Below are 24,799 nucleotides of genomic sequence, written 5' to 3' on the forward strand. Positions count from 1 at the left end.
AAGGCGCGGAGACTTTTGCCCCCATGCCCGTACTCGTAATGAAATTCGGCGGCACATCGGTCGCCAATCTGGACCGCATCCGCCGCGCCGCCAAGCGTATCGGCGTTGAAGTTGCCAAAGGCTATGACGTGATCGTCATCGTCTCGGCCATGTCGGGCAAAACCAATGAGTTGGTGGGCTGGGTGAACGAAACATCGCCTCTGTTCGATGCGCGGGAATACGACGCGGTTGTGTCTTCGGGTGAGAATGTGACCGCAGGTCTGATGGCCTTGACGTTGCAGGAAATGGACGTCCCAGCGCGCAGCTGGCAGGGCTGGCAGGTGCCGCTTATGACCACCAGCGCGCACAGCCAGGCGCGGATCGAAGAAATCCCGACCGAGAATCTGAACCAGAAATTCGGTGAAGGAATGCGCGTGGCCGTGGTTGCCGGGTTCCAGGGCATCAGCCCCGAAGGCCGGATCACAACGCTGGGCAGGGGGGGGTCGGACACCACCGCCGTCGCCTTTGCGGCAGCCTTCGGTGCAGAACGTTGTGACATCTATACGGACGTTGATGGGGTCTACACGACCGATCCGCGCATCTGCGAAAAGGCCCGCAAGCTGGACCGCATTTCGTTCGAGGAAATGCTCGAACTGGCGTCACTGGGGGCGAAGGTGCTGCAGACCCGCTCGGTCGAGCTGGCGATGCGGTACAAGGTGAAACTGCGCGTTCTTTCAAGCTTTGAAGAGCAATCCGATGAGGCCGGCACGCTGGTCTGCGACGAGGAGGATATCATGGAATCCAATGTTGTGGCCGGAGTGGCCTATTCCCGCGACGAAGCCAAGATGACCGTTGTTTCCGTGGCTGACCGCCCGGGCATCGCCACGACCATCTTCTCGGCCCTCAGCGAAGAGGGCGTGAACGTCGACATGATCGTCCAGAACATTTCGGACGAGGGCCGCACGGACATGACCTTCTCGTGCCCCACCGATCAGGTGGCCCGCGCCGAAAAAGCACTGCTGGCGATCAAGGAAAATGGCGAGCTGAACTATGCCGAGCTGGTTGCAGACATTGATGTCTGCAAGGTTTCGGTTGTGGGAATCGGCATGCGCTCGCAATCGGGTGTTGCGGCCAAGATGTTCAAGGTGCTCTCGGATGAGGGGATCAACATCAAGGTCATTACAACCTCCGAGATCAAAATTTCCGTGTTGGTGGACAGGAAATACATGGAACTTGCTGTTCAGGCACTGCATGATGCCTTTGAACTGGACAAGGCGGCCTGAGCTGATCGGCCAAAGGTTTCGCCTGACACACTAAATTGGTTGGGCCATGTCGGACGGCACGGAAACTGAATCCCGCAAGCTGCTGCGGCGGCTGCGCGAAGAAATGGCGAGCGAAGCCGCCGGTCAGGAACGTCTAGACCGGATCACCCACCTTATTGCAGACAGCATCAGGGCTGAGGTGTGCTCGATCTACCTGTTCCGGGATGAAGACACGCTCGAGCTTTGTGCAACCGAAGGTCTGTCACCGGAATCGGTCCACAAGACCCGGATGCGCATGGGCGAAGGCCTTGTGGGGCGGGTTGCCAAATTCGGCAAGGTTGTGAACACCGCCGACGCGCCGTCCGAAAAAGGCTTCCGCTATATGCCGGAAACCGGCGAGGAACGGTATTCGTCCTTCCTGGGCGTGCCGGTCCAGCGCCTTGGGGAAAAGCTGGGTGTTCTGGTCGTTCAGTCCCGCGATGCGCGGGAATTTTCAGCGGACGAGATATATGCGCTGGAAGTTGTCGCCATGGTGTTGGCCGAAATGGCCGAGCTTGGTGCCTTTGTCGGCGAGGGCGCGGCCCTGTCACCACTACACCAGCAATCGGTTCTGTTGCGCGGCGGCCCTGCGCAGGAAGGTTCTGCCGAAGGGCATGTCTGGCTGCACGAACCCCGCGTTGTTGTGACTAACCCTATTGCCGAAGACCCACACCGGGAACGCGAGCGTTTGGTCGAGGCGGTGGAAGAACTGCGCGTCGGTGTCGACAAGATGCTCGAGATTTCGCAGGGCGGCGACAAGGACCAGCTCAAGGTGCTGGAAGCCTACCGCATGTTCGCCAATTCCAAAGGCTGGATGCGACGGATGGAAGAGGACATTGCCCTGGGCCTCAGTGCCGAAGCCGCGGTCGAGAAAGAACAATCTCAAGCCCGTGCGCGCATGGGGCAGGTCACTGACCCCTACCTGCGCGAACGGTTGGCGGATTTGGATGACCTCAGCAACCGCCTGCTGCGCATTCTGACCGGGCAGGGCAAGACCGACAGTGCCGACCTGCCACCGGACCCGATCCTGATTGCACGCAATATCGGCCCCGGCGACCTGCTGGAATACGGGCGGGCGTTAAAAGGCATCGTACTCGAAGAAGGGTCGGTCGGCAGCCACGCCACCATTGTGGCAAGAGCATTGGCGATTCCTTTGGTCGTACATGTCGGCCGGATTACGACCGAGGCCTTGAACGGCGATCACGTTCTGGTCGATGGCGACCAAGGTGTAGTTCATCTGCGTCCGGAAGACAGCGTGGTCAGCGCCTTCCGCGACAAGATCGCGATGCAGGCTAAGGCGCAGGAGCGCTATGCCTCGATCCGCGAAACCCCGTGTGTGACGCGGGATGGATCGCGCATCAATCTGGTGATGAATGCGGGCTTGATGGCCGACCTGCCGTCGCTTGGAACTTCGGGCGCCGAAGGGGTTGGCCTGTTCCGCACTGAACTGCAATTCCTGATCCGCAACCAGATGCCCAAACGGTCTGAACTGGTCACGCAGTATCAGCGCGTTCTGGACGCAGCGGGTGACAAAAGGGTTGTGTTTCGCACGCTCGATATCGGGTCCGATAAGGTTTTGCCTTACATGAAACATGTGGCCGAGCCGAACCCGGCTTTAGGTTGGCGCGCCATTCGGGTTGGTCTGGACAAGCGGGGCGTCATGCGGATGCAGCTACAAGCTCTGTTGCGTGCCGCAAACGGCCGTCCGCTGACTATTATGTTCCCGTTTGTTGCTCAGGCCGAAGAATTCCGGGAAGCCCGCTGGGAGGTGAACAAAACCATCGAGCGTGAGAAGCGGTTGGGCCATGTCCTGCCTGAAACGCTTGAGGTTGGCGCGATGCTGGAAACCCCGTCGCTGGCCTTTTCCCCGCAGAAGTTCTTTGATGAGGTTGATTTCATCTCGATCGGAGGCAACGACCTCAAGCAGTTCTTTTTCGCCGCCGACCGAGAAAACGAACTGGTCCGGCGCCGTTATGACACGCTGAACGTCAGCTTCCTGAGCCTGATGGAGCGCATCGTGGAGCGTTGCGATATCTCTGACACGCCACTCAGCTTCTGTGGTGAAGATGCGGGTCGCCCGGTCGAGGCACTGTGCCTTGCGGCGATGGGGATACGGACGCTGTCGATGCGCCCTGCCTCGATTGGCCCGGTCAAAAGCCTTCTGTTGCGATCCAACCTGACAGAGGTTCGCAAAATCATTGCCGATGCACGCCATCGCGGCGACCAATCCGTGCGTCCTGCGGTGATGGAATGGCTGCGCAATCAGACTTAATGCGGAAAACGACCGGGTTTCCTCAAACTATGCTTGATTTTTTTGCGGCATCTTTCTATCAGACAAGCAATGTTAGCGATAACATATCAAGTTTTGCGCAGTATCACACCGTGCTAACCTGATATCGGCAAACTCAAAAGGAGCCTGAGATGGTTTCACGCGTAATTCCGGTAGAACCATTCGATTTGGTGCTGTTCGGCGCGACCGGCGATCTGGCGCAGCGGAAAATCCTGCCCGGCCTGTACCATCGCTTCGAGGTCGGGCAAATGCCCGACGGCGCGCGGATTATTGGCACGGCACGCTCAGATATGGACAGCGACGGTTTTCGTGATCAGGTTCGCAAATCGATGCAACAATTCGCTCCGGGTTTCTCGAAAGAGACGTTGGATCGGTTTCTTGCCCATGTCGAATACATTCCCGTGGACGCTCTAGGCGAAGCGGGATGGTCCGATCTGAAAAAGCTGGTGCGCGATGATGTCGTGCGGGCCTTTTATTTGTCTGTTAGCCCAAGCCTGTTTTCGGGTATCGCGAAGCGGCTGCATGACTTCGGTTTGGCGACGCCGGACAGCCGTATCGTCGTCGAAAAACCGTTCGGTCATGACCTCGCCTCGGCCAAGGCACTTAACGAAGGCTTGCGTGCCTGTTTCGAAGAACATCAGATTTACCGGATCGACCATTATCTGGGTAAAGAAACCGTGCAGAACCTGATGGCGCTGCGCTTTGCGAACTCACTGTTCGAGCCGCTTTGGAACTCGACCCATGTTGATCACGTGCAGATCACCGTTGCCGAGACCGTGGGCGTCGAAGGGCGCGGCGCTTATTTCGATCAATCCGGCGCGATGCGAGACATGATCCAGAACCATCTGGTGCAGTTGCTGTGTCTGACTGCGATGGAACCGCCGTCGAAATTCTCGCCTAATGCCGTGCGCGATGAAAAGGTCAAGGTGATCGAAGCATTGGATCCTGTGGCGCCGTCAGACATCGCGCGCGGCCAGTACCGGGCCGAAAAGGGCGAGGGCGGTTATGTTGATCATGTCGGCAACCCGGCCAGTCGCACGGAAAGCTTCATTGCGCTCAAGGTGCACTTGGGCAATTGGCGCTGGGCGGGTGTTCCGTTTTATCTGCGTACCGGTAAACGTCTGCGCGCGCGCGAATCCGAGATTGCGGTGTTCTTTCGTGACCCACCGCATACGATCTTCCCCAATGTCGGTCCGCTGCATGGCAACGTGCTGGTGATCCGGTTGCAACCCGACGAAGGCATCACCCTGCGCACCACGATCAAGGATCCAGGTCCGGGTGGCTTCCGCCTGTCGGACGTCGCTCTGGACATGAGTTTTGCTGACGCGCTGGGGGCAGAGGCTCAGGCTCCGGACGCCTATGAGCGCTTGGTGATGGACGTTATCCGCGGCGACCAGACCCTGTTCATGCGCGGGGACGAGGCTGAGGCCGCCTGGGCCTGGGTCGACCCCATCATACAAGGATGGGAACAACGCGGTGATCGTCCCTCACGATACGATCAGGGCAGTTCAGGCCCCGAAGAAGCATTGATGCTGATGCATCGCGATGGACGCCGCTGGCGTCAGATCGGAGGGTAATCATGGTTCACTCTGTAATTTCCGATGTCACCAAACGGATCATCGACCGCAGCGCCGATCTGCGTGGCCCACATCTTGAGCAAATGGAGCACGCGCGATCCAAAGGCCCCGCCCGTGCGCATCTGTCTTGCAGTGGTCAGGCTCATGCCTATGCGGGCGCAGGCGAAGATCAGCAGTCCATGGCCAGCGGCACCGCCGGAAACCTCGGCATCGTCACGGCCTATAACGACATGCTCTCGGCCCACCAGCCGTTCGAACGCTATCCCGGCCTGATCCGCGACGCGATCCGCGCCGCCGGAGGTACTGCTCAGGTGGCGGGCGGCGTGCCGGCCATGTGTGATGGCGTCACTCAGGGCGAAGCTGGGATGGAGTTGTCGCTGTTCTCGCGCGACGTGATTGCGCTGGCGACCGGTGTGGCGCTTAGCCACAACACCTATGACGCGGCGGTGTTCCTTGGCGTCTGTGACAAGATCGTCCCCGGTCTGATCATCGGAGCGCAGGCCTTTGGCCATCTGCCTGCCGTATTCCTGCCCGCAGGACCAATGACCAGTGGCTTGCCGAATGATGAGAAAGCCAATGTTCGTCAGAAATTCGCTGCCGGAGAGGTGGGGCGCGAAGACCTGATGAAGGCGGAAATGGCTGCCTATCACGGTCCCGGCACCTGCACTTTCTATGGCACCGCCAACACCAACCAGATGTTGATGGAGTTCATGGGCTTGCACCTGCCGGGCTCCAGTTTCGTCAATCCGAACACCCCTTTGCGTGATGCCCTGACCGAGGAAGGCGCCCGTAGGGCCCTGTCGCTCAGCGCGCTGGGCAACAATTATACGCCAGTCTATCAGGTTCTGGATGAACGCGCTTTTGTGAACGGTATTGTCGGCCTAATGGCAACCGGAGGTTCAACCAATCTGCTGATCCACCTGATCGCCATGGCGCGCGCTGGTGGTATCGTATTGGACTGGCAGGATTTTTCAGACATCTCCGCCGTGGTGCCGCTCGTCGCTCGGGTTTACCCCAACGGTCTGGCGGATGTGAACCATTACCACGCCGCAGGCGGTCTGGGATACACGATCGGCACGCTGCTCGAGGATGGCTTGCTGCACGCAGACACGCTGACCGTCGCGGGGCAGGGACTGCAAAACTACACCAAGGAACCCAAGCTGATCGGTGGCGAACTGATTTGGCAGGATGGTGCGGGCCACAGCCTGAACGACAAGATTCTGCGCCCGGCCAAGGATCCGTTCCAACGCACTGGCGGCCTCTCGCGCCTGACGGGCAATCTGGGCACCGCTGTCATGAAAGTTTCCGCTGTAGCGCCTGAACATCAGATCGTCGAAGCCCCCGTACGCGTCTTCCACGGTCAGGATGAGGTCAAAGCCGCCTTCAAATCCGGAGAGTTCACCGATGACGTCATTGTGGTCGTGCGTTTTCAAGGGCCAAAGGCAAACGGGATGCCCGAACTGCATTCACTGACACCGATCCTTTCGATTTTGCAGGGTCGCGGGCACAAAGTTGCGCTGGTCACCGACGGACGGATGTCAGGTGCCTCGGGTAAGGTTCCCGCCGCCATTCATGTCTGCCCCGAGGCGTTGGACGGCGGTCCCATCGCTTACCTACAAGACGGTGACCTACTGCGCGTCGATGCAGTCAAGGGCGAATTGGAAATCCTGACCGAAGGCGCTCTGGACCGCGCACCCGTCACTGCCGATCTTTCGGCCAATCAACACGGTGTCGGGCGCGACCTCTTCGGTGCGTTCCGCCGGAATGTCGGGTCTGCCGATACCGGTGCCAGCATATTCGGAGCATGAGAGATGTCGAAAACCCAACGCACCCGCGAAATCTGCGCTCTTGCGCCCATTGTTCCGGTACTGGTCGTCGATGACGTCGCACAGGCCCGCCCTCTGGCCGAGGCACTTGTCGCGGGTGGTTTGCCCGCGCTCGAAGTCACCTTGCGCACACCAGCTGCATTGGACGTCATCCGCGCCATGGCTGAAGTGCCCGGGGGTGTCGTCGGCGCAGGGACTTTGGTCACGGCCGACGATGTTCGCGCTGCCAAAGCAGCGGGAGCGCTGTTCGGCGTTTCCCCTGGAGCCACAGATGCCCTGATCGCGGCTTGCGAGGCCGAAGGCCTGCCGCTGTTGCCCGGTGCCGCCACAGCAAGCGAAGCGATGGCGTTGCTGGAAAAAGGCTATGACATGCTGAAATTCTTTCCGGCCGAGGCTTCGGGCGGTGCGCCAGCATTGAAGGCAATCGGTGCGCCCCTGCCACAGATCAGCTTCTGTCCGACAGGCGGGGTATCCCCGTCCAACGTCCTCGACTACTTGTCATTGTCCAACGTGGTCTGCGCAGGCGGCAGCTGGGTCGCACCGAAGCAGATGGTCGAGAGCGGAGATTGGGCCGGGATCCAAACACTTGCGCGCGAGGCATCGAAGCTGGCGGATTGACGCCGCGCGACCCCTGAGTAATGTGGGCGTCAATTCAGACAGGTTGACCCCATGACACAGACAGGTGCCCATTCCGAAGGGCGGACATATCTGGCCATTCCAGGCCCTTCGGTGATGCCGGACGCGGTCCTGCAGGCCATGCATCGCCCATCGCCCAATATCTATGAAGGCGAGCTTATCGACATGATGCCAGCTCTGACCCGTGATCTGTGTCGGGTTGCGGGCACACAGCACAACGTTGCCATCTATATCGCCAACGGCCACGGCACGTGGGAAGCCGCTCTGTCCAACGTGATTGCTCCCGGCGAAACCGTTCTGGCACCCGCTTCGGGACGGTTCACCCACGGCTGGGCCGAAATGGCCGAGGGGATCGGGGCAAAAGCGCAGCTGATCGACTTCGGAACGTCCTCAGCATGGGATTTCGACCGGATCGCAGATGCGCTGCGTTCGGACGATTACCATCAGATCAAGGCCGTTCTGGCGGTGCATGTGGATACCTCCAGTTCGATCCGCAACGATATCCCGGCGTTGCGCAAACTTCTAGACGATCTGGACCACCCGGCGCTGTTGATGGCCGACTGCATTGCCTCGCTGGGCTGCGACCGGTTCGAGATGGACGAGTGGGGCGTCGATGTCACCGTCACCGCCTGTCAAAAAGGTCTGATGACACCGGCAGGGGTCGGCTTTGTCTTTTTCAACGAAAAGGCGCAGGCCAAGCGGTCCGCCATGCCGCGCGTCTCGCAATACTGGGATTGGCAGTCGCGCGCCAATCCGGACCTGTTCTATCAATATTTCAACGGCACCGCGCCTACACATCACCTCTACGGTTTGCGCGCGGCACTGGATCTGATCCACGCGGAAGGGATCGAGCAGGTCTGGGCCCGCCACGAACGCCTCGCCAATGCCATATGGGCGGCGTGTGAGACATGGGAGGAAGGCGGCGCGTTGCATCTGAACGTTGCCGACCGTGCCCACCGCAGCCACGCCGTCACCGCTCTGCGCCTGACGGATGGCCGGGGCACCGCCCTTCGCGCCTTCACCGAAAACCAGTTGGGCCTGACGCTGGGCATTGGCTTGGGGATGGAGGACCATGACGGCTGTTTCCGCCTCGGCCATATGGGTCACGTCAACGGTCAGATGGTGCTGGCCATTCTGGGTGGCATGGAAACGGCCATGGCCGCACTCGATATCCCCCGTGGCAAAGGGGCTCTCGAAACCGCCGCTGCGGTGCTCGCTGCCTGATATAGTTTTGGCATCTCAGCCCAGATCGGCCTCTTCATCGGGCTATAAATACCTTCTGGGGAATCGCGCTTTGGCGCGATGGGGGCAGACAGCCCCCTTTTCCCAAACCAAAAGATAAGGGAGATCATTCAAATCGTGCCCGCGCCGTCGCAAGTGCCTTGGGCAAAGCGGTGGCAAACGCATCCAGATCAGAAGCCTCGCCACAGCTTACCCGAATGCACCTGTTCTGCGGTGCTGCAAACGGCATTCGAACAAAAATTTCCTGCGCAACCAGTGCATCCAATACGGCATTGGCAAAAATCCCGTCCTGTCCACAGTCGATCGCCACGAAATTGGTGGCCGAAGGCAGGGGTTCCAATCCGTTGGCACGGGCTATAGTTCCTATCCGTTCACGCGCCTCTGCGATCTGTGCCTGTATGTGCTCCAGCCACGTGCCATCTTGTAAAGCCGCCAAAGCCCCGGCCTGCGCCGCGCGGTTTATGCCGAAATGATTGCGCACTTTGTTGAAAGCCGCGATCAGTTCCGGCGTGCTTAGGGCATACCCAACCCGCGCACCCGCCATACCATAAACCTTTGAGAAGGTCCGCATTCGGATCACGCGAGGGTCATCCACGCTAAGAGGTGCCGCTGTCCCGTCCGGTGCGCATTCCACATAAGCTTCATCCAGGACCAGCAGGCATCCCTCGGGCAACGCGTCCATCGCGGCTACAATATCCGCGCCGGAATGCCAACTTCCCATCGGATTGTCGGGATTGGCCAGATAGACCAGCTTGGCACCAACCTCAGCAGCCTTGGCAAACAGGGCCGAGGGGTCTTCGTGATCACCTGAATACGGCACCTTGTGAAGAACACCGCCGAACCCGGCCACATGATAGTTGAAGGTCGGATAGGCTCCGTCTGATGTGACCACAGTATCTCCGGGGCCGACGATCAAGCGCACCAGATATCCCAAAAGCCCGTCAATTCCTTCACCTACAACGATATTGTCCCGTGACACACCATGATGGTCCGCCAGTGCATGGCGCAGGTCATAGTTTTCGGGATCGCCATACATCCAACTCTGGGACGCGGCCTGCGCCATAGCTTCGATTGCATGCGGTGAGGGGCCAAAGACGCTTTCATTTGCTCCCAATCGCGCAACAAATGGCGCACCGCGTTGACGCTCTTGCGTTTCAGGGCCGACAAAGGGCACGGTGGAGGGCAGGGATTGGGCAAGCGAGGTGTATCGAGGTCCGGTCATGTCCGCAGATAACCTCAAGCCCATTCATTGAGCAAGCGCACACCACGCTTGGGTGCGCTGGAAAAGACATACGAAAAAGGAGCGCAGATGCGCATTATCTTTGCCGCTATTCTCCTGGGCCTTGCCTATCTTCTATTCTGGCCCGTCCCCGTTGCGCCTGTTGCTGTTGAGATGCCGGACGATAGCGGGTTCACTGGGGATTTCGTTGAAAACACGGGGCTCGACGCAGCGCAGTTGATCCAACTGCCGGGGAAAGAGATTGGCCCTGAAGATATCGCGGTGATGCCTGATGGAACAGTCTACACAACCAGCCTGTCTGGCATCCTCTACCGCATTGACGAGGCAGAACCGATTGAAGTCGACCAAATTGGCGGGCGTCCTTTGGGCCTTAGGGCAGGGCCGGATGGCGCGCTTTACATCGCTGACAGCTTTCGGGGTGTGATGCGTTGGTCTGGTCCGGGTTCGCTGGAAACCGTGGTGGCTGACATCGACGGTGCGCCGGTGATCTATGCCAACCAGCTGGATGTAGCACGAGATGGCACGATCTTTTTCTCGAACTCCTCTGACAGGTTCGACCCTGAAACCATGGGTGGGACCAAGCCGACCTCGGTCCTGACCATTTGGGAACAGTCCGATACAGGCTATGTCGCCCGTCACACGCCCGACGGCCGCACTGAGAAGATCGCCGAGGGATTTGTTTATACCAACGGCGTCGCCCTTTCACCTGATGAAGATTTTCTGCTGATCGCGGAAACAGGTCGCGCGCGTGTGCACAAGCTTTGGCTGACCGGACAAAAAGCGGGACAGCAAGAAATCTTGCTGGAAAACCTGCCCGGCTATCCTGACAACCTTGAAGCACAGGGGGACGGCACTTATTGGATGGCCTTCGCCAGCCCCCGTGTGCCATCCGAGGCTCTGATGCCGTACCCCTTTCTACGCAAGGTCATCTGGCGGTTGGGCCCGACTGTGCGCCCCGCGCCGATCCATCGTGGCATGATGGTGCAGTTCGATGGCGATGGCACGATCCTGCGCACATTACAGGACCCACAAGGCCGCTTGGGTATCACAACAGGGGGCAAGGTCGCAGGCGATCAGTTCTATGTCATGACCCTCGACTCCCCTTGGTTCGGCCGGATGCCCATCAGCGATATGCCCTGACGTCGCAGTGGTATTGCGCAGCCCGTCCGGGCATGGTTACCGCAATTGAATTTCGGGAGGTCCCCATGTCACGCGTATCTGTCACCTACCAAGATCACGTTGCCCATGTCACTTTGACCCGAGGCGATAAGATGAATGCCTTGGATGACGCGATGATCAAGGCGCTGCTGTCCGCCGGGCAAGAGGTCGCCGCCTCGGACGCCCGCGCCGTGGTTTTGTCCGGTGAGGGCAAGAGCTTTTGCGCCGGGCTCGACATGGCAAGCTTCGCAAAGATGGCGCATATGGACCCAACCGAATGGCTGATGACCCGCAGCCAAGAGGACGCCAACGAGATGCAGGAACTGGCCCTGATTTGGCGTCGTGTCCCAGTGCCGGTGATCTGCGCCATTCAGGGCGTGGCCTATGGTGGTGGCCTGCAGATCGCGCTGGGCGCGGATATCCGTATCGCGCACCCCGAGGCGAAGCTGGCCGTGATGGAAATGAAATGGGGCATTATCCCAGACATGGGCGGCATGGTTCTGTTGCCCCGACTGGTTCGCTCGGATGTGCTGCGCCTGCTGACCTACACAGCCCGCCCCATCGGTGCATCGCAAGCAGCCGATTGGGGTCTTGTTACGCAGCTGTCCGATGATCCGCTGACCGAAGCTCTGGCGATTGCCGAGAGTATCGCTGGCCAAAGCCCCTCGGCCATCCGTGCCGCCAAGCGCCTGATCGAAGTTGCTGAATCTCAGGGGCGTGCCGACGTTCTGATGGCGGAATCTGCTGAGCAAGTGGAACTAATTGGACAGCCTGATCAGATGGAAGTGGTTATGGCGCAAATGCAGGGCCGCAAGCCCGACTTCAAATGATCAACGCATAAAGGCCCGCCGCGCATCGCGGGCCATGTTGTAGCGCATCTCCAGATCGGCAATCCGCGCCATTGCGGCCTTGCGGTCGGCTGGGTCAGTCAGGGCTGAATAATTTTGCCGCTCCGCGTCGAGCTGCTTTTTGATGTCGAACTCTTCTGGCAAGACACCGGCCTGCGCCATGATCCGGTGACCGGCGGCGATGGCCGGATCACTCATGGCCTCTGAGGATCGGTCGGGCAATGGTTGGCCTTCGCCGTCCAAACCCTGCAATTGACCCTCGGCCTGCGCTTTTTTGATCTGGCGTTCGACCAGTTTTCCCAAGGCTCCAAACATGTGCATATCATACCGCCTGTGGTGTTCTGATGGAAGGGATCACCGCACTCGGTTTGTCACCAGATAGGCGATACCTCCAGCCAGAAGCCCCCAGACCGCAGCCCCCATTCCAAAAACCGTGATGCCAGAGGCGGTGATGGCCAGCGTCAAAATGGCAGCCTCCCGCTCGGCTGGGACATCCAGCGCGGCGTGAATCGCGTTGGCCAGTACCCCGATCAGGGCAACCCCCGCCAGGGTGCCCATCAGCAGAGGGTCGGCAAGGGAGGCAAAGCTGGTGATCGCCACGGCAAAGATGCCGAAGAGGCAGTAGAACACGCCGCCCATGATCGCCGACCAGTAGCGTTGCGCTGGATCGGGGTGGCTATCCTCGTTCGAACACATCGCGGCGGTGATGGCGGCCAGGCAGGTCGCAGGCGCTCCGAACGAGGCGGACAGAAGGCTCGCGCCGCCAACAGATGAAAACAGTTGGCCGGGAACCGGAGCGAAGCCATAGCTGCGCATGACCGCGACACCGGGAATGTTCTGCGTCGCCATGGTGACAATGAACAGCGGTAGGCCGATCCCGAAGGCCGACGCGATCGAGAAGGACGGCATCGTCCAGACCGGTGCCGCAATCAGACGATCCGGCATCAGTTGCGCGTTGCCAGCGTTCAGCGACACAATAATGGCTGCCGCAACCACTGCGGCCGGGACAGCGAACAAACGGTTGACCCGCCCGGCAAGGAACCATGTCAGGATCACAGGCAGTGCCTGCCACGGAATCTCCACCGCTGCCTTGAACGGCACGAGGCAAAGCGGCAAGAGAACACCCGCCAGCATCGCTTGCGCCAGTGTTGTCGGGATTGCAGCTGCCAGCCGTCCCAGCGGTTTCCACAGCCCGGCCAGAACAGTCAGTGCCCCGGCGCACAGAAATGCTCCGATTGCGCCAGAAAAGCCTTCGGCTGGGGCGGTGGAAACGGCCAGCAACGCAACCCCCGGGGTCGACCACGCCACGCTGATGGGCATCTTGTACCAAAGGCTTAGAGCGATGGCCGCAAGCCCCATCGCGATTGCCGCGCTCATCAGACCCGACGCAGCCTGCGCCGGGGACGCAGCCATCGCATCCAGCCCCTGAAGAACGATGGGGAACGAGCTGAAGAATCCGACTATAGCTACAACCAACCCAGTTGAGACGGTCTGCATCGGAGGGAAATGTCGCACCATCATGGCCTCAGAGGATTGTTTCGCAGAAGTGCTAACAAGTGCGGGGCGGCACGAACAAGGGGGAAAGTACTGAGCGCAAAGAAAAACCCCCCCGTCAGATGTGACCGAGGGGTGGGGTTCTGAGTATTTATGAAAAGACGAAAATCAGGCGATTTCGGCCAGCCGGGCGAGGGCTTCGTTCAGTTTCGCCTCTTCTTCTTCACGTGCGGCAAGGTTGGCCTTGGCTTCGGCAACAACCTCTTCCGGGGCCGAAGCTACGAATTTGGGATTGTTCAGTCGCCCGCGCAGCCCGCCGAGTTCCTTGGCCAGCTTGCTCTTTGCTTTCTCCAAACGCTCCTTTTCAGCACCGATGTCGATGATATCCGCCAGCGGCAGGCCAAACGATGCGCCGGGGGCCGCAATCGAAATGGTGCCCTTGGGCAGTTCATCTGCTTTGGTCAGGCTGTCGATCCTTGCGAGACGCTTGATTAACGCCTCGTTGCGGTCCCAGGCGGCTTGGCCGTTGGCGTCGATCTCGGTCACCAGCATCGGCACATACAGGCCAGCCGGAACCCGCATCTGCGCGCGGGCCGAACGGGTGTTTTCGATCACCGAAATTACCCAGTTCATCTCACGGTCCGCATCCGCGTCGATCAGGTCACCGGCGGCGTAGGTCGGCCAGTCGGCGTGGACGACCATCTTGGCGCGGCTGCCGGTCAGACCCCACAACTCTTCGGTGATGAAGGGCATGATCGGATGGAGCAGGACCATGCACTGATCCAGAACCCAGCGCATGGTGGCGCGGGTTTCGGCCTGTGCTTCGGCATCTTCGCCCTGCAGCAGTGGCTTGGAGAGCTCCACATACCAGTCGCATACCTTGCCCCAGACAAAGGCATAAAGCCCGTTTGCGGCATCGTTGAAGCGATAGTTTTCCAGCGCCGCATCAACTTCTTCGCGCACGCGGGCGGTTTCGCCGATGATCCAGCGGTTTACGGCGGCCTTGGGCTTCAGATCGGCCACATCCAGCTGCGGAACGGCGTCGGTGAAGACCTCGTTCATTTCGGCAAAACGGACGGCGTTCCACAGTTTCGTGCCGAAGTTGCGGTAGCCGGTGATGCGTTCGCGGGACAGTTTCAGCACACCGCCGATGGCGGCCATTGAGGCGTTGGTAAAGCGCAGCGCGTCGGCGCCGAATTCGTCCACAATCTCCAGCGGGTCGATGACATTGCCGGTGGTCTTGGACATCTTCTTGCCCTTCTCGTCGCGGACGAGCTGGTGCAGGTAGACAGTGTGGAACGGGATCTGATCGACCACGGCCAGTTGCATCATCATCATCCGGGCGACCCAGAAGAACAGGATGTCGAAGCCGGTGATCAGAACGTCCGTGGGAAAGTAGCGCTCCAACTCCTCGGTTTGCTCAGGCCAGCCCAACGTGCCGATGGGCCAGAGGCCGGATGAGAACCAGGTGTCGAGGACGTCAGGGTCACGCCAAACCGGATATACCAGCTTGGTCGGATCTTGTTCGATTGCATACTGCGCAAGGCTTTCGGCGAATTGATGGATCGCTTCCTGCTTGTCGGCGACTTCGATGACGGTCGCGTGGCTCAGCGGGCTGGGAATGTTGGCGTTGTCATCAAGGAACTTTTCGGTAACGGCCTCAAGGCTGGGTGCACATTCCATGATATTGCCACGGTGCAGCATGCCACCTTCGTTCAGCAAGCGACCCATCTCGACGAGGTCGAGGCTTCCGTCATTGTCGTCGTCGATGAACTCTTCTGCTGACAGGTCGAGACCGTACCAAACCGGAATTTGGTGTCCCCACCACAACTGGCGCGAGATGCACCAAGGCTCGATGTTTTCCAGCCAGTGGTAATAGGTTTTCTCGCCCGATTCAGGGATGATCTTGACCGTGCCGTCTTTGACCGCATCCAGCGCGGGACCAACGACCTTTTCGGCATCCACGAACCATTGGTCGGTGAACATCGGCTCGATGACAACCTTCGAGCGGTCGCCGAAGGGCTGCATGATCGGTTTGCTTTCGACCAGCGGCACCAGTGCCGCCGGGTCGTCGTCTTCGGCCAGCTTGGTGCCCAGAACTGGATCGTCGGCGCTCGTCATGACGGCCAGACCATCGGCGGTGATCTCTTCCACCACCTTCGCCCGGGCCTCGAACCGATCCAGCCCGCGCAGGTGATCGGGGACCAAGTTAATCGCGTCGATCTCGTTCTCGGTGAATTCACGCCCGCGCGCGTATTCCTGCGCCTTGCCCGCCTCTTCGGCGTAAGGCGCGCCATCGGCCCGCATCGCGCCTTTGGTGTCCATCAGACGATACATTGGAATGCCGCCGCGCTTGGCCACCATGTTGTCGTTAAAGTCATGCGCGCCGGTGATCTTCACCGCGCCCGAGCCGAAAACCGGATCGGGGTAGTCATCGGTGATGATCGGAATCTGGCGGCGATGCTCTTTCGGCCCGACCGGAATTTCGCAGAGCTTCCCGACAATTGGCGCGTACCGCTCATCCGAAGGATGAACCGCAACCGCACCGTCTCCCAGCATCGTTTCGGGCCGTGTGGTGGCGATCGAGATATAATCGCGCTCTTCCTCAAGGACGATGTTTCCATCCTCGTCTTTTTCGACATAAGTGTAGGTCTCACCGCCTGCCAAGGGGTATTTGAAGTGCCACATGTGGCCCGCGACTTCGATGTTCTCGACCTCAAGATCCGAGATAGCGGTCTCAAATTGCGGATCCCAGTTGACCAGTCGCTTGCCGCGATAGATCAGGCCCTTTTCGTACATGTCGACGAAAACCTTGATCACAGCGTCATGGAAATTGGCCGAGTTCTCATGCCCCGTACGCGGATCGCCCGCGGCTCCGGCCATGGTAAACGCGTTGCGCGACCAGTCGCAGGATGACCCCAGACGTTTCAGCTGCTCGATGATCGTGCCGCCGTATTCGCCCTTCCATTCCCAGACTTTTTCGAGGAATTTCTCTCGGCCCAGTTCATTGCGGCTGGGTTGCTGGGTCGCGGCCAGCATCTTCTCGACCTGCATCTGGGTGGCGATGCCCGCGTGGTCCTGACCCGGCTGCCACAGCGTGTCAAAGCCGCGCATTCGGTGCCAGCGGATCAAAATATCCTGTAGCGTGTTGTTGAACGCGTGGCCCACGTGCAGCGCGCCGGTCACGTTGGGCGGCGGGATCATGATGGTAAAGCTCTCATCGCGCGAGCGGTTCGCGCCTGCCTTGAAGGCTCCGGCCTGTTCCCAGGCCTCATAGATGAGGGCCTCGGCCTCGGCCGCGTTGAATGTCTTTTCCATCGCCATGGGATGCGTCCTGCGTCAACAAATTTGGGTCTGCGCCTGCAATAGCGAATGCACGCGCCAAGGGGAAGGCCCTGTACGCCTAAGCCGTGCCAAAGCGGGCTTTGAAATAGGAATCCACGCGTTGATAGGCCGGATCATGGAAATCCAGCGTCAGCAACGAATGGTCCTTGCCCGGAAATTCCAGCGTTTCCAGCAGATCGCCGAATGCTTGCTCGAGCGCTTGCATCAGTTTCTTCGGTGCAAGCTTGTCTTCGGAATACCGCATCGCCAAACCGGGGCCTTTCGCAGCCATACCTGCCGAAGCCGCTCCGACGTCCTGCGCGCTCATGTGCAGGTGCCTGCCACCGAAGATGGGAAGCGCGGGTTGGCTGGCTACACCGCCCAGAACAGCGTCCTCGGCCATTAGCGTAAGCGCAAAACTACCCGTCAGGCACATGCCAATCACACCGACGCCTGCGCTGTTTTCGCGCTGTTTGATTTCACGGGTCAAAGCACGCATCCAGCCTGCGATGGGGCTCTGCTTGCCTCGGGCGAAAATAATGAACTCTCGCCGTACGCAAAACAGTCGAGCCATGTTCTTGGCCATCTCGGTCTTTCCATAGGTCCCAAACAAATGAGGCAGATAAACGCGAAAGCCGGATGCGTTGAGCTTCGCGGCAAGCTCCAGCGTTTCGGGCCCAATCCCGGGCAACTCCTGCAGGATCAGGATGGGGTGGCCGCCACCGCCGACATATACGTCATGGGTGGCCGTGTGTCCGCTGGTCATTGGGGCGGAGAAAGGAAAAACGGTATCATGGGTCCAGCTCATGTTTGAAAGCTACCTGAACATCCATCGGGCGCAAACGAATTTCCGTGAGCCCAGCTGGACATCGCCGAAGCACGGGCTAGGCTCGCGCCCATGATCGCGCAGGAGGGTTACCCCATGGAAAAGTTCGGCAAAAGCCAGCCCGTCAAACGAACCGAGGATCAACGGTTTCTGACCGGGCAGGGGCGTTACATGGATGATGCTGTACCCGAGAACGCTTTGATTGCGGCCTTCTTCCGCAGCCCGGTCGCCCATGGTGACATCACATCGCTGGATCTTGAGGCCGCGCGGGCTGCTGACGGAGTTCGACTGATCATGACGCTGGACGACCTGGCGGCAACAGGTATCGACACGGTTCTGAACGCGGCCGTTTTGCACAACCGCGATGGGTCCAAGGCGGCATCGCCGGATCGGCACATGTTGGCCAAGGATCGCGTACGCTTTGTGGGCGAGCCGGTAGCCGTGGTCATTGCAGACACACTGAGTCAGGCGCAGGACGCGGTTGAATTGATTTGGATGGACGCGGAAGAGCACCCTGCCAAGTTGGACGTTAACGCGGGTGGCGAGACCTTGCACACGGAAGCGCCTGATAACCGTGCTTTTGACTGGGGGTTGGGCGACGAAACCACCACCGAAGCTGCGTTTCAGTCCGCCGCTCATACTGTGTCACTGAACGTCGCAGACAATCGGGTCATCATTAGCTCGCTGGAGCCGCGTGGCTGCCAAGCCGACTGGTTTGACGGGCGTCTTCATTTTTCCTATGGCGGGCAGGGTGTCTGGGCGATGAAGGCGCAACTGGCGCAAAAACTGAAACTTGATGCCGAAGACATCCGCGTCACCACCCCGGATGTGGGTGGCGGGTTCGGTATGAAAGTGATGCCCTATCCCGAGTATTTCTGCGTCGCGGTGGCCGCGATGAAACTGGGCCAACCCGTTCACTGGATGTCCGACCGGTCCGAAGCGATGCTGTCGGACCACCATGGTCGCGACCTGACTTCGCTGGCACAGCTGGCCTTTGACGGCGATTACAAGATTACGGCCTACCGGGTCCACAGCAAGGTGAACCTTGGCGCCTATAACAGCCATTTTGGGCAGGCAATCCAGACCAGCCTGTTCAGCAAGGTGCTGATGGGTGTCTACGACGTCCAGACCACTTATTTGCGGGTCGAAGGGTTCTATACAAACACGACGCAGGTCGACGCATATCGCGGCGCAGGTCGGCCCGAGGCGATTTACGTGCTTGAACGCGCGATGGATCGTGCCGCGCGCGAGCTGGGCGTTGACCCATGGGAATTGCGGCGCAAGAACTTCATTCGCCCCGGCGATTTTCCTTATACCTCTGCCACTGGCGAAACTTACGATGTTGGTGATTTCGACATGATCCTCAGCCGCGCGGCTGAGCAGACAACTGGGTTTGACGCCCGCAAAGCTGTAGATGCCGAACGGGGCCTGATCCGCGGGCAGGGACTCTGTTACTACATTGAAAGTATTTTGGGGGACCCTTCCGAAAACTCGAAGGTCGAGTTTTGCGAGGATGGCACGGTGAATCTCTACGTTGGAACCCAATCGAACGGGCAGGGGCATGAGACGGTATATGCGCAGTTCCTGTCGGATCAGACCGGCGTTCCGATGGACCACGTCATTGTCATTCAGGGCGATACCGACCGGCTTGCCCATGGCGGGGGCACGGGTGGTTCACGCTCGGTCACGGTGCAAAGCACCGCAACTCTGGCCACGATTGACAAGATGATCGCCGCATTCACGCCTTATCTTGCCGATAAGATGGGGGTTGAGGAAAGTGATGTGAGTTTTGACCACGAGACATTCCGAGCGCCGGGCTCCAACCTGACGCCGACCCTGATCGAAGCAGCCGAGATGGCGCGCATCGACGGGCGCATGGATCTGCTACAGCATGACGCCCGCGCCAACCTGGATGCGCGCAGCTATCCCAACGGTGCGCATGTTGCCGAAGTCGTGATCGATTCCTACACTGGCAAAACATGGGTGGACCGCTATACTGTGGTTGATGATTTTGGTAACCTTATCAATCCGATGCTGGCCGAAGGGCAGGTGCATGGCGGGGTGGTGCAAGGCATCGGTCAAGCCTTGGATGAACGTGTGGTGCATGACGATCACGGACAACTGCTCACGGCTTCGTTTATGGATTACGCCTTGCCCCGTGCAGCGGACATACCCATGATTAAGTTTACCTCGGCGCCGGTTCCGTCAACCTCCAACCCGATGGGGATGAAAGGATGTGGTGAGGCCGGCACAGTGGGCGCGCTGGCTGCTGTGGCAAACGCGGTTCAGGATGCGCTCTGGGACCACGGGGTGCGGCAGGCGGATATGCCTTTCACACCTCACAGAGTATGGGAATTGCTGACGCATGAAACTGTCGCGGCTGAGTAGAAAGGTTCTGGGATGGCTCGGGCGACCTTTGCGGTCCGAGCATTCCGCCGAGACGCGGCACCGCGAACCAATCAGCCATGTCATCATCCTTGACGGCACCATGTCCACGCTCGAGCCGGGCCGCGAAACTCATGCAGGCCAGACCCTGCGCCTGTGTTGCGAGATGGGTAGCAAGGTTTCGGTCTTCTATGAGGCAGGGGTACAATGGGAAAGCTGGAAATCCTCTTTGGATGTGATGATGGGCCGGGGCATTAACCGGCAAATCCGCCGTGCTTATGGCTATCTGGCGTCACGCTACAAACCCGGCGACAGGATCTTTTTCATTGGCTATTCGCGGGGTGCTTACGGTGTACGCAGTCTGGCCGGGGTGATCGACATGATCGGCCTGCTCAAGGCCGAACACGCGACCGAGCGGAACATTCTGCAGGCCTATCGCCATTATGAGTGCAATCCAAGCGGCACCGCCGCCCGCGATTTCCGCCGCCGCTTCTGCCACGAGGATGTCGAGATCGAGATGATCGGTGTCTGGGATACGGTCAAGGCGCTGGGCCTGCGCCTGCCGCTGCTCTGGCGCTGGGCCGAGGAGCGTCATGCCTTTCACAACCACCAGTTGGGCCCGGCCACGCGCCACGGCTATCACGCCATGGCACTGGATGAGACACGCGAGGTGTTCGAGCCGGTCCTGTGGAAATGCACGCCCGAGTTCAAAGGCCATGTGGAACAGGTATGGTTCCGCGGCACACACGGTGACATCGGAGGGCAATTGAATACCTATGAAGAGGCGCGTCCACTCAGCAACATTTCCCTGATCTGGATGCTGGACAAGGCCGAGATGCACGGATTGCCGTTGCCCGAGGGCTGGCGCGATCGTTTTCCCATAGATACGCATGCCCCGTCGGTTGGCACATGGCGCGGCTGGGGCAAGATTTTCCTTCTGCGCAAACACCGCAAAGTCGGGCGAGATCAGTCAGAGCGCCTACATGTCTCGGTATCGCCGGACGAGCTGCCCGGTTGGGTCGCGATGCCGAGTCTGCCGTCACATCCTGCGCAGTAGTTTTTACTTCGGAACGCAGACATTTCTGACCGGTTCGACCAGTGTATCCGGGCGTTCAACAAGATCGAAACGCCAACGTCTTGGCGACCAGCTAAACACCCTCTGTTCTTCAGGATAATCTACTACCAACAAACCGTGAAAATACCAAAAGGATGTGGACTTGTATCCGGTCTTTGTCGTGTAGAACGAAACCCCGCGCAATTCGTACAGGGCTTCAACTGGAGAATTCTATGCATGTTCAGCGATGCAATATGGCGCGCCATTTGAGATCATGTGCGCCTGAATAAGAACCATTGGAACTGTAAACAGAGACCAAAGCGCTGTCAGGGTTGAAACCGATATCCCAACCTTTGCAGCCCATGAAGATTGCGGTTTATGCCCGCGACCGGACCAGATGAGAAAGCTGGATGCGATGGCGATGGTCAAGCTGATACCATGCAAGGCTTGAATGTCAGTAAAGGGTCCAAAAACGCCAGATGCCAGTGTCAGAAACATTCCCAGAATGATTGAGAAACCCGCAAGAAATCTGGCAAGAATTCGTGGGATCGGACGCATTCCCAGTAGGGCAAGACAGCTAACGAATGCGGGTATAACTGGAATGAGCCACAAGGATAAAAACAGGCCTTGGAAGAGTAAATGTAGGGTTTTCTTGTTCGTGTCGGCTTCAAATAGATAGGGATCTATGGGCTGAATGTAGGCAGCCAATATCAACAAAGCAAAGACAGAGAACAGGACTTTGTATTTTAGGTCCGACTGAATGGCGAAATCTCTCTGGCCAAAAAATTACTGCCCACCTGTCTTGCGATGGGCGGGCAGCTAACACAAAATTCAAATGTCACGCCGCAAATACCGGCGTGCACAACTAAACGTCTATCGCCGCCGATCCCGGCGCGAGCTCATGGGCTGGAAGGCCACGCCTACATGGGCCTCGCAGTACGGCTTGCCTGCCTCGACCGGCAGGCCGCAGAACCAGAAATCCTCGGTTGCGGGGTCGCCGACGGGCCATTTGCAGGTTTTCTCGGTCAGTTCCATCAGGGTCAGCTTCTTGGCCTTCTTCTCGATCTCGTTGACCTTGGCCAGCGCTTCGGGGCTGATTTCATTGGCCGACGGCTGCGGTGGCAGCGGTTGACCGGCGGGGATGATCTGGCGGCGCGCCGGAATGGCGGGTTTCGCCTCGGCGGTTGGGGCAGGCGCCGGACGCGCCGGCTCGGTCTTAGGTGCGGGTTTGGGTTTGGCCTCGGCCTTGGGGGCGGGTGCCGGTTTTTCTTTCGGTTCCGCCTTGGCCGGGGATGCGCCTGTTGCCCGGTTGGACAAGCCCAGGCGATGCACCTTGCCGATCACCGCATTGCGGGTCACGCCACCCAGTTCCTTGGCAATCTGGCTGGCCGACTGGCCCTCGCCCCACATCTTCTTCAGCAGTTCTACGCGCTCGTCTGTCCAGGACATCGTTTGCCTTTCAAAAGCGGAAAGCGGCCCCGGATTCGGGCCGCCTTGGGAATTCGTCTCAGCCCCCTATTCTAAACACTGCAGCCCGAGTTACAAGCAGTCTTCGAATCAGTTTGAGGGCATAGCATGCAGAATCCGGCAGATCAGGTTGAACGTCGCTTTGGTACGGTCAACTGGATGGGGCTTTATACGCTGGCACAGCGCGAGACCCTGCGCTTTCTGGCGGTCTGGACCCAGACCGTACTGGCGCCGCTGGTGACGGCAGGGTTGTTCCTGCTGATCTTCACCATCGCAATCGGCCCAAGCCGGCCCGATGTCATGGGCGTCCCATTTGTGATGTTTCTGGCCCCGGGGATCATGATGATGACAGTGATCCAGAACGCCTTTGCCAACACCTCATCTTCAATGGTGATCGCCAAAGTACAAGGTAATATCGTTGATACTTTGATGCCGCCACTATCACCGCTTGAGATTCTTTTAGGCTATCTGGCGGGTGGCATCGCCCGTGGAGTGATGATTGCGCTGGTGATCTCAATTGCGTTGCTGGTTTTCCTTTCCATCGCGCCTCAGCACCCGCTGATTGCATTGATCTTCATCGTTCTGGGAGGCGCCTTCATGGGCGCGCTGGGCCTGTTTGCCGGTATCTTTGCCAACAAGTTCGACCAGATGGCCGCGATCACCAACTTCATCGTCACGCCGTTGGCCTTCCTGTCGGGCACATTCTACTCGGTCGAGGCGCTGCCCCCGGTCCTGAACCGTCTGACCCACCTAAATCCGGTATTCTATCTGATCGACGGGCTACGCTATGGAATGATCGGAGTGTCGGACAGCTCTCCGTGGCTGGGCATGGCGGTTTGCGCGGTTGCAACATTTGTGATCGGGGTCATCACCTGGCAGATGCTGCGCACCGGGTACCGGCTCAAGGCTTAACTCGGTTCCACTAACGTTTCGGGTTGCAACGCCAGCCGTGGCCTTCCCAGCCGGGGATGCAGGCGCGCGGCAACGACCCACGCACCAAACAGGGCCATGCCTCCGGCTGCGAAAACCCCAGCCACGGGGGTCGCCAACAAAACAAACGACGCGATGCCGGGTGTCAGAATGCCCGCGACGTCGCGATAGCTGGAATAGATCGCCGACATCTCGGTGCGTTCGGACGGCTTTACCGCCATCAGGAAGGGCAATCCGGCGCAGATATCCAGCACGATCAACCAGGCAGAGCCCAAAACCAGCGCCATAACAGCTGCGACTGGCCAGCCCGCGATGACGCTGGCCAAAACAAAACACCCTCCGGCAGCGGCAAAGCCGATACGGACCGCAACTTTCAAGGACCGGGCCTGCACCCACCGCAGAATCAGCGGTGCAGCCAGCAGCATCGCATTCGTGCACGACAACAGGATGCCGCCCAACTGGTCTCCCAGCCCGTTTTCAATCGCGAAAATGGGCAGATAAACCACGTAAATCCACCACCCGCAGGACCGTATCATCGCAAAAAGATATCCTGCGATCAGACGGGGTTGGGCAAAGAACCGGGGCAGGAAGGCCAATGGGTTCTTGGCTGGTCCACGCGCTTTGGTGATCAGCTTGCCGTTGCCCAGGCGCATCCTCCAGAACAGGGCCAGCATTGCCATCGCCGCAACGGCGCTGATAGCAAACGGGGCAGGGGCCCAGAGCTCCATCAACAGAACGCCCGCAATCGGGCCGCCCGTCCATCCAAGGGCGCTGTAAAACATGCGGCTGGTCTCGCAACGGCCAAGTTCAATCTTGCTGATGTAGTCCAGCACATAGGCATTGAAGCAAACAAAAGTGATAACAGTGGCCACGGTGTTTAGAGCCAGCGCGCTGACGACGGCCTCCGGGCTGCCCTCAATCGCCAGCAAAGCGCTGCCGATGAACATGGCACAACCCACGGAATACGCCCATCTGCGTGGAATGAAACGGATGAGGAAAGGCACCATCAGCCCGACCAGCAACGATATGATGCCAACCAGGAAATACAGGAACGAGACCGAAGACGCGTCCCCCAGCGCCCGATACATCGCCAGCGGAAAGACCGAGATGAGAATGCCGCGCACGATGGCCTCGCTTCCGGCCAGAATTCCGAAGTCGCGGACCGATGGGGCAGGTGCGTGGCGCACCCATTCAGGAATACGGCGCTCGTGCATGGCAAACT

At 59.3% G+C, this 24,799-nt stretch carries 19 protein-coding genes; 11 read left to right on the plus strand and 8 right to left on the minus strand.

Annotation, left to right across the window (positions count from 1 at the left end; translation table 11 throughout):
- Window positions 1-23 precede the first annotated feature (23 nt).
- The 6 genes from Q0816_RS18340 (at window position 24) to Q0816_RS18365 (ending at window position 8,833) form a co-directional block, all read left to right on the plus strand.
- A complete protein-coding gene (locus tag Q0816_RS18340; RefSeq protein ID WP_298853342.1) occupies window positions 24-1,262 on the plus strand; it encodes an aspartate kinase in 1,239 nt (412 codons plus the stop codon).
- A gap of 46 nt (window positions 1,263-1,308) precedes the next feature.
- Complete coding sequence (gene ptsP / locus Q0816_RS18345; protein ID WP_298853345.1) at window positions 1,309-3,552, plus strand: phosphoenolpyruvate--protein phosphotransferase; 2,244 nt, start codon at window positions 1,309-1,311, stop codon at window positions 3,550-3,552.
- A gap of 149 nt (window positions 3,553-3,701) precedes the next feature.
- Entirely contained in the window at window positions 3,702-5,147 is a 1,446-nt protein-coding gene (gene zwf / locus Q0816_RS18350) for a glucose-6-phosphate dehydrogenase (protein ID WP_298853347.1), read from the plus strand.
- A gap of 2 nt (window positions 5,148-5,149) precedes the next feature.
- A complete protein-coding gene (gene edd / locus Q0816_RS18355) occupies window positions 5,150-6,955 on the plus strand; it encodes a phosphogluconate dehydratase (protein ID WP_298853350.1) in 1,806 nt (601 codons plus the stop codon).
- A 3-nt stretch (window positions 6,956-6,958) separates the two neighbouring features.
- On the plus strand, window positions 6,959-7,591 hold the full coding sequence (locus Q0816_RS18360; RefSeq protein WP_298853352.1) for a bifunctional 4-hydroxy-2-oxoglutarate aldolase/2-dehydro-3-deoxy-phosphogluconate aldolase: 633 nt from the start codon (window positions 6,959-6,961) through the stop codon (window positions 7,589-7,591).
- A gap of 51 nt (window positions 7,592-7,642) precedes the next feature.
- Window positions 7,643-8,833, plus strand: a complete 1,191-nt coding sequence (locus tag Q0816_RS18365) for an aminotransferase class V-fold PLP-dependent enzyme (RefSeq protein WP_298853353.1) — start codon at window positions 7,643-7,645, stop codon at window positions 8,831-8,833.
- A gap of 124 nt (window positions 8,834-8,957) precedes the next feature.
- On the opposite strand, the gene Q0816_RS18370 is transcribed toward Q0816_RS18365, so the two are convergent.
- Window positions 8,958-10,073 (minus strand): pyridoxal phosphate-dependent aminotransferase, encoded by a 1,116-nt coding sequence (locus Q0816_RS18370; RefSeq protein WP_298853355.1) that lies wholly within the window; start codon window positions 10,071-10,073, stop codon window positions 8,958-8,960.
- 87 nt (window positions 10,074-10,160) lie between these two features.
- On the opposite strand from Q0816_RS18370, the gene Q0816_RS18375 reads away from it, so the two are divergent.
- Both Q0816_RS18375 and Q0816_RS18380 read left to right on the plus strand, forming a co-directional pair.
- A complete protein-coding gene (locus Q0816_RS18375; RefSeq protein WP_298853357.1) occupies window positions 10,161-11,231 on the plus strand; it encodes an SMP-30/gluconolactonase/LRE family protein in 1,071 nt (356 codons plus the stop codon).
- A gap of 65 nt (window positions 11,232-11,296) precedes the next feature.
- Window positions 11,297-12,079, plus strand: coding sequence for a crotonase/enoyl-CoA hydratase family protein (locus tag Q0816_RS18380; protein ID WP_298853359.1), 783 nt, complete (start codon window positions 11,297-11,299; stop codon window positions 12,077-12,079).
- On the opposite strand, the gene Q0816_RS18385 is transcribed toward Q0816_RS18380, so the two are convergent.
- The 4 genes from Q0816_RS18385 to Q0816_RS18400 form a co-directional block, all read right to left on the minus strand.
- Complete coding sequence (locus Q0816_RS18385; protein ID WP_298853508.1) at window positions 12,080-12,412, minus strand: DUF1992 domain-containing protein; 333 nt, start codon at window positions 12,410-12,412, stop codon at window positions 12,080-12,082.
- Between the two features lie 39 nt (window positions 12,413-12,451).
- Entirely contained in the window at window positions 12,452-13,615 is a 1,164-nt protein-coding gene (locus tag Q0816_RS18390) for a benzoate/H(+) symporter BenE family transporter (protein WP_298853362.1), read from the minus strand.
- A 144-nt stretch (window positions 13,616-13,759) separates the two neighbouring features.
- Window positions 13,760-16,915, minus strand: coding sequence for a valine--tRNA ligase (locus tag Q0816_RS18395; protein ID WP_298853364.1), 3,156 nt, complete (start codon window positions 16,913-16,915; stop codon window positions 13,760-13,762).
- A gap of 79 nt (window positions 16,916-16,994) precedes the next feature.
- On the minus strand, window positions 16,995-17,723 hold the full coding sequence (locus Q0816_RS18400; protein WP_298853367.1) for a dienelactone hydrolase family protein: 729 nt from the start codon (window positions 17,721-17,723) through the stop codon (window positions 16,995-16,997).
- A 114-nt stretch (window positions 17,724-17,837) separates the two neighbouring features.
- Here Q0816_RS18400 and Q0816_RS18405 point away from each other — a divergent pair, with 114 nt between their 5' ends.
- A complete protein-coding gene (locus tag Q0816_RS18405; protein ID WP_298853369.1) occupies window positions 17,838-20,129 on the plus strand; it encodes a xanthine dehydrogenase family protein molybdopterin-binding subunit in 2,292 nt (763 codons plus the stop codon).
- A complete protein-coding gene (locus tag Q0816_RS18410; RefSeq protein WP_298853371.1) occupies window positions 20,107-21,183 on the plus strand; it encodes a DUF2235 domain-containing protein in 1,077 nt (358 codons plus the stop codon). Before Q0816_RS18405 ends, Q0816_RS18410 begins: the two co-directional genes overlap by 23 nt.
- Before the next feature lie 228 nt (window positions 21,184-21,411).
- Here the strand turns inward: Q0816_RS18410 and Q0816_RS18415 are convergent, their stop codons facing one another.
- A complete protein-coding gene (locus tag Q0816_RS18415) occupies window positions 21,412-21,678 on the minus strand; it encodes a hypothetical protein (protein WP_298853373.1) in 267 nt (88 codons plus the stop codon).
- 375 nt (window positions 21,679-22,053) lie between these two features.
- On the minus strand, window positions 22,054-22,629 hold the full coding sequence (locus Q0816_RS18420) for a GcrA family cell cycle regulator (protein WP_298853375.1): 576 nt from the start codon (window positions 22,627-22,629) through the stop codon (window positions 22,054-22,056).
- A 126-nt stretch (window positions 22,630-22,755) separates the two neighbouring features.
- On the opposite strand from Q0816_RS18420, the gene Q0816_RS18425 reads away from it, so the two are divergent.
- Window positions 22,756-23,559: an ABC transporter permease gene (locus Q0816_RS18425; RefSeq protein WP_298853377.1), complete on the plus strand. Its 804-nt coding sequence runs from the start codon at window positions 22,756-22,758 to the stop codon at window positions 23,557-23,559.
- On the opposite strand, the gene Q0816_RS18430 is transcribed toward Q0816_RS18425, so the two are convergent.
- Window positions 23,556-24,791 (minus strand): MFS transporter, encoded by a 1,236-nt coding sequence (locus Q0816_RS18430; protein WP_298853379.1) that lies wholly within the window; start codon window positions 24,789-24,791, stop codon window positions 23,556-23,558. The two genes, Q0816_RS18425 and Q0816_RS18430, sit on opposite strands and share 4 nt — an antisense overlap.
- Between the last annotated feature and the right edge of the window lie 8 nt (window positions 24,792-24,799).

The organism is uncultured Ruegeria sp. (assembly GCF_947497005.1).
Lineage (GTDB): Bacteria > Pseudomonadota > Alphaproteobacteria > Rhodobacterales > Rhodobacteraceae > Ruegeria.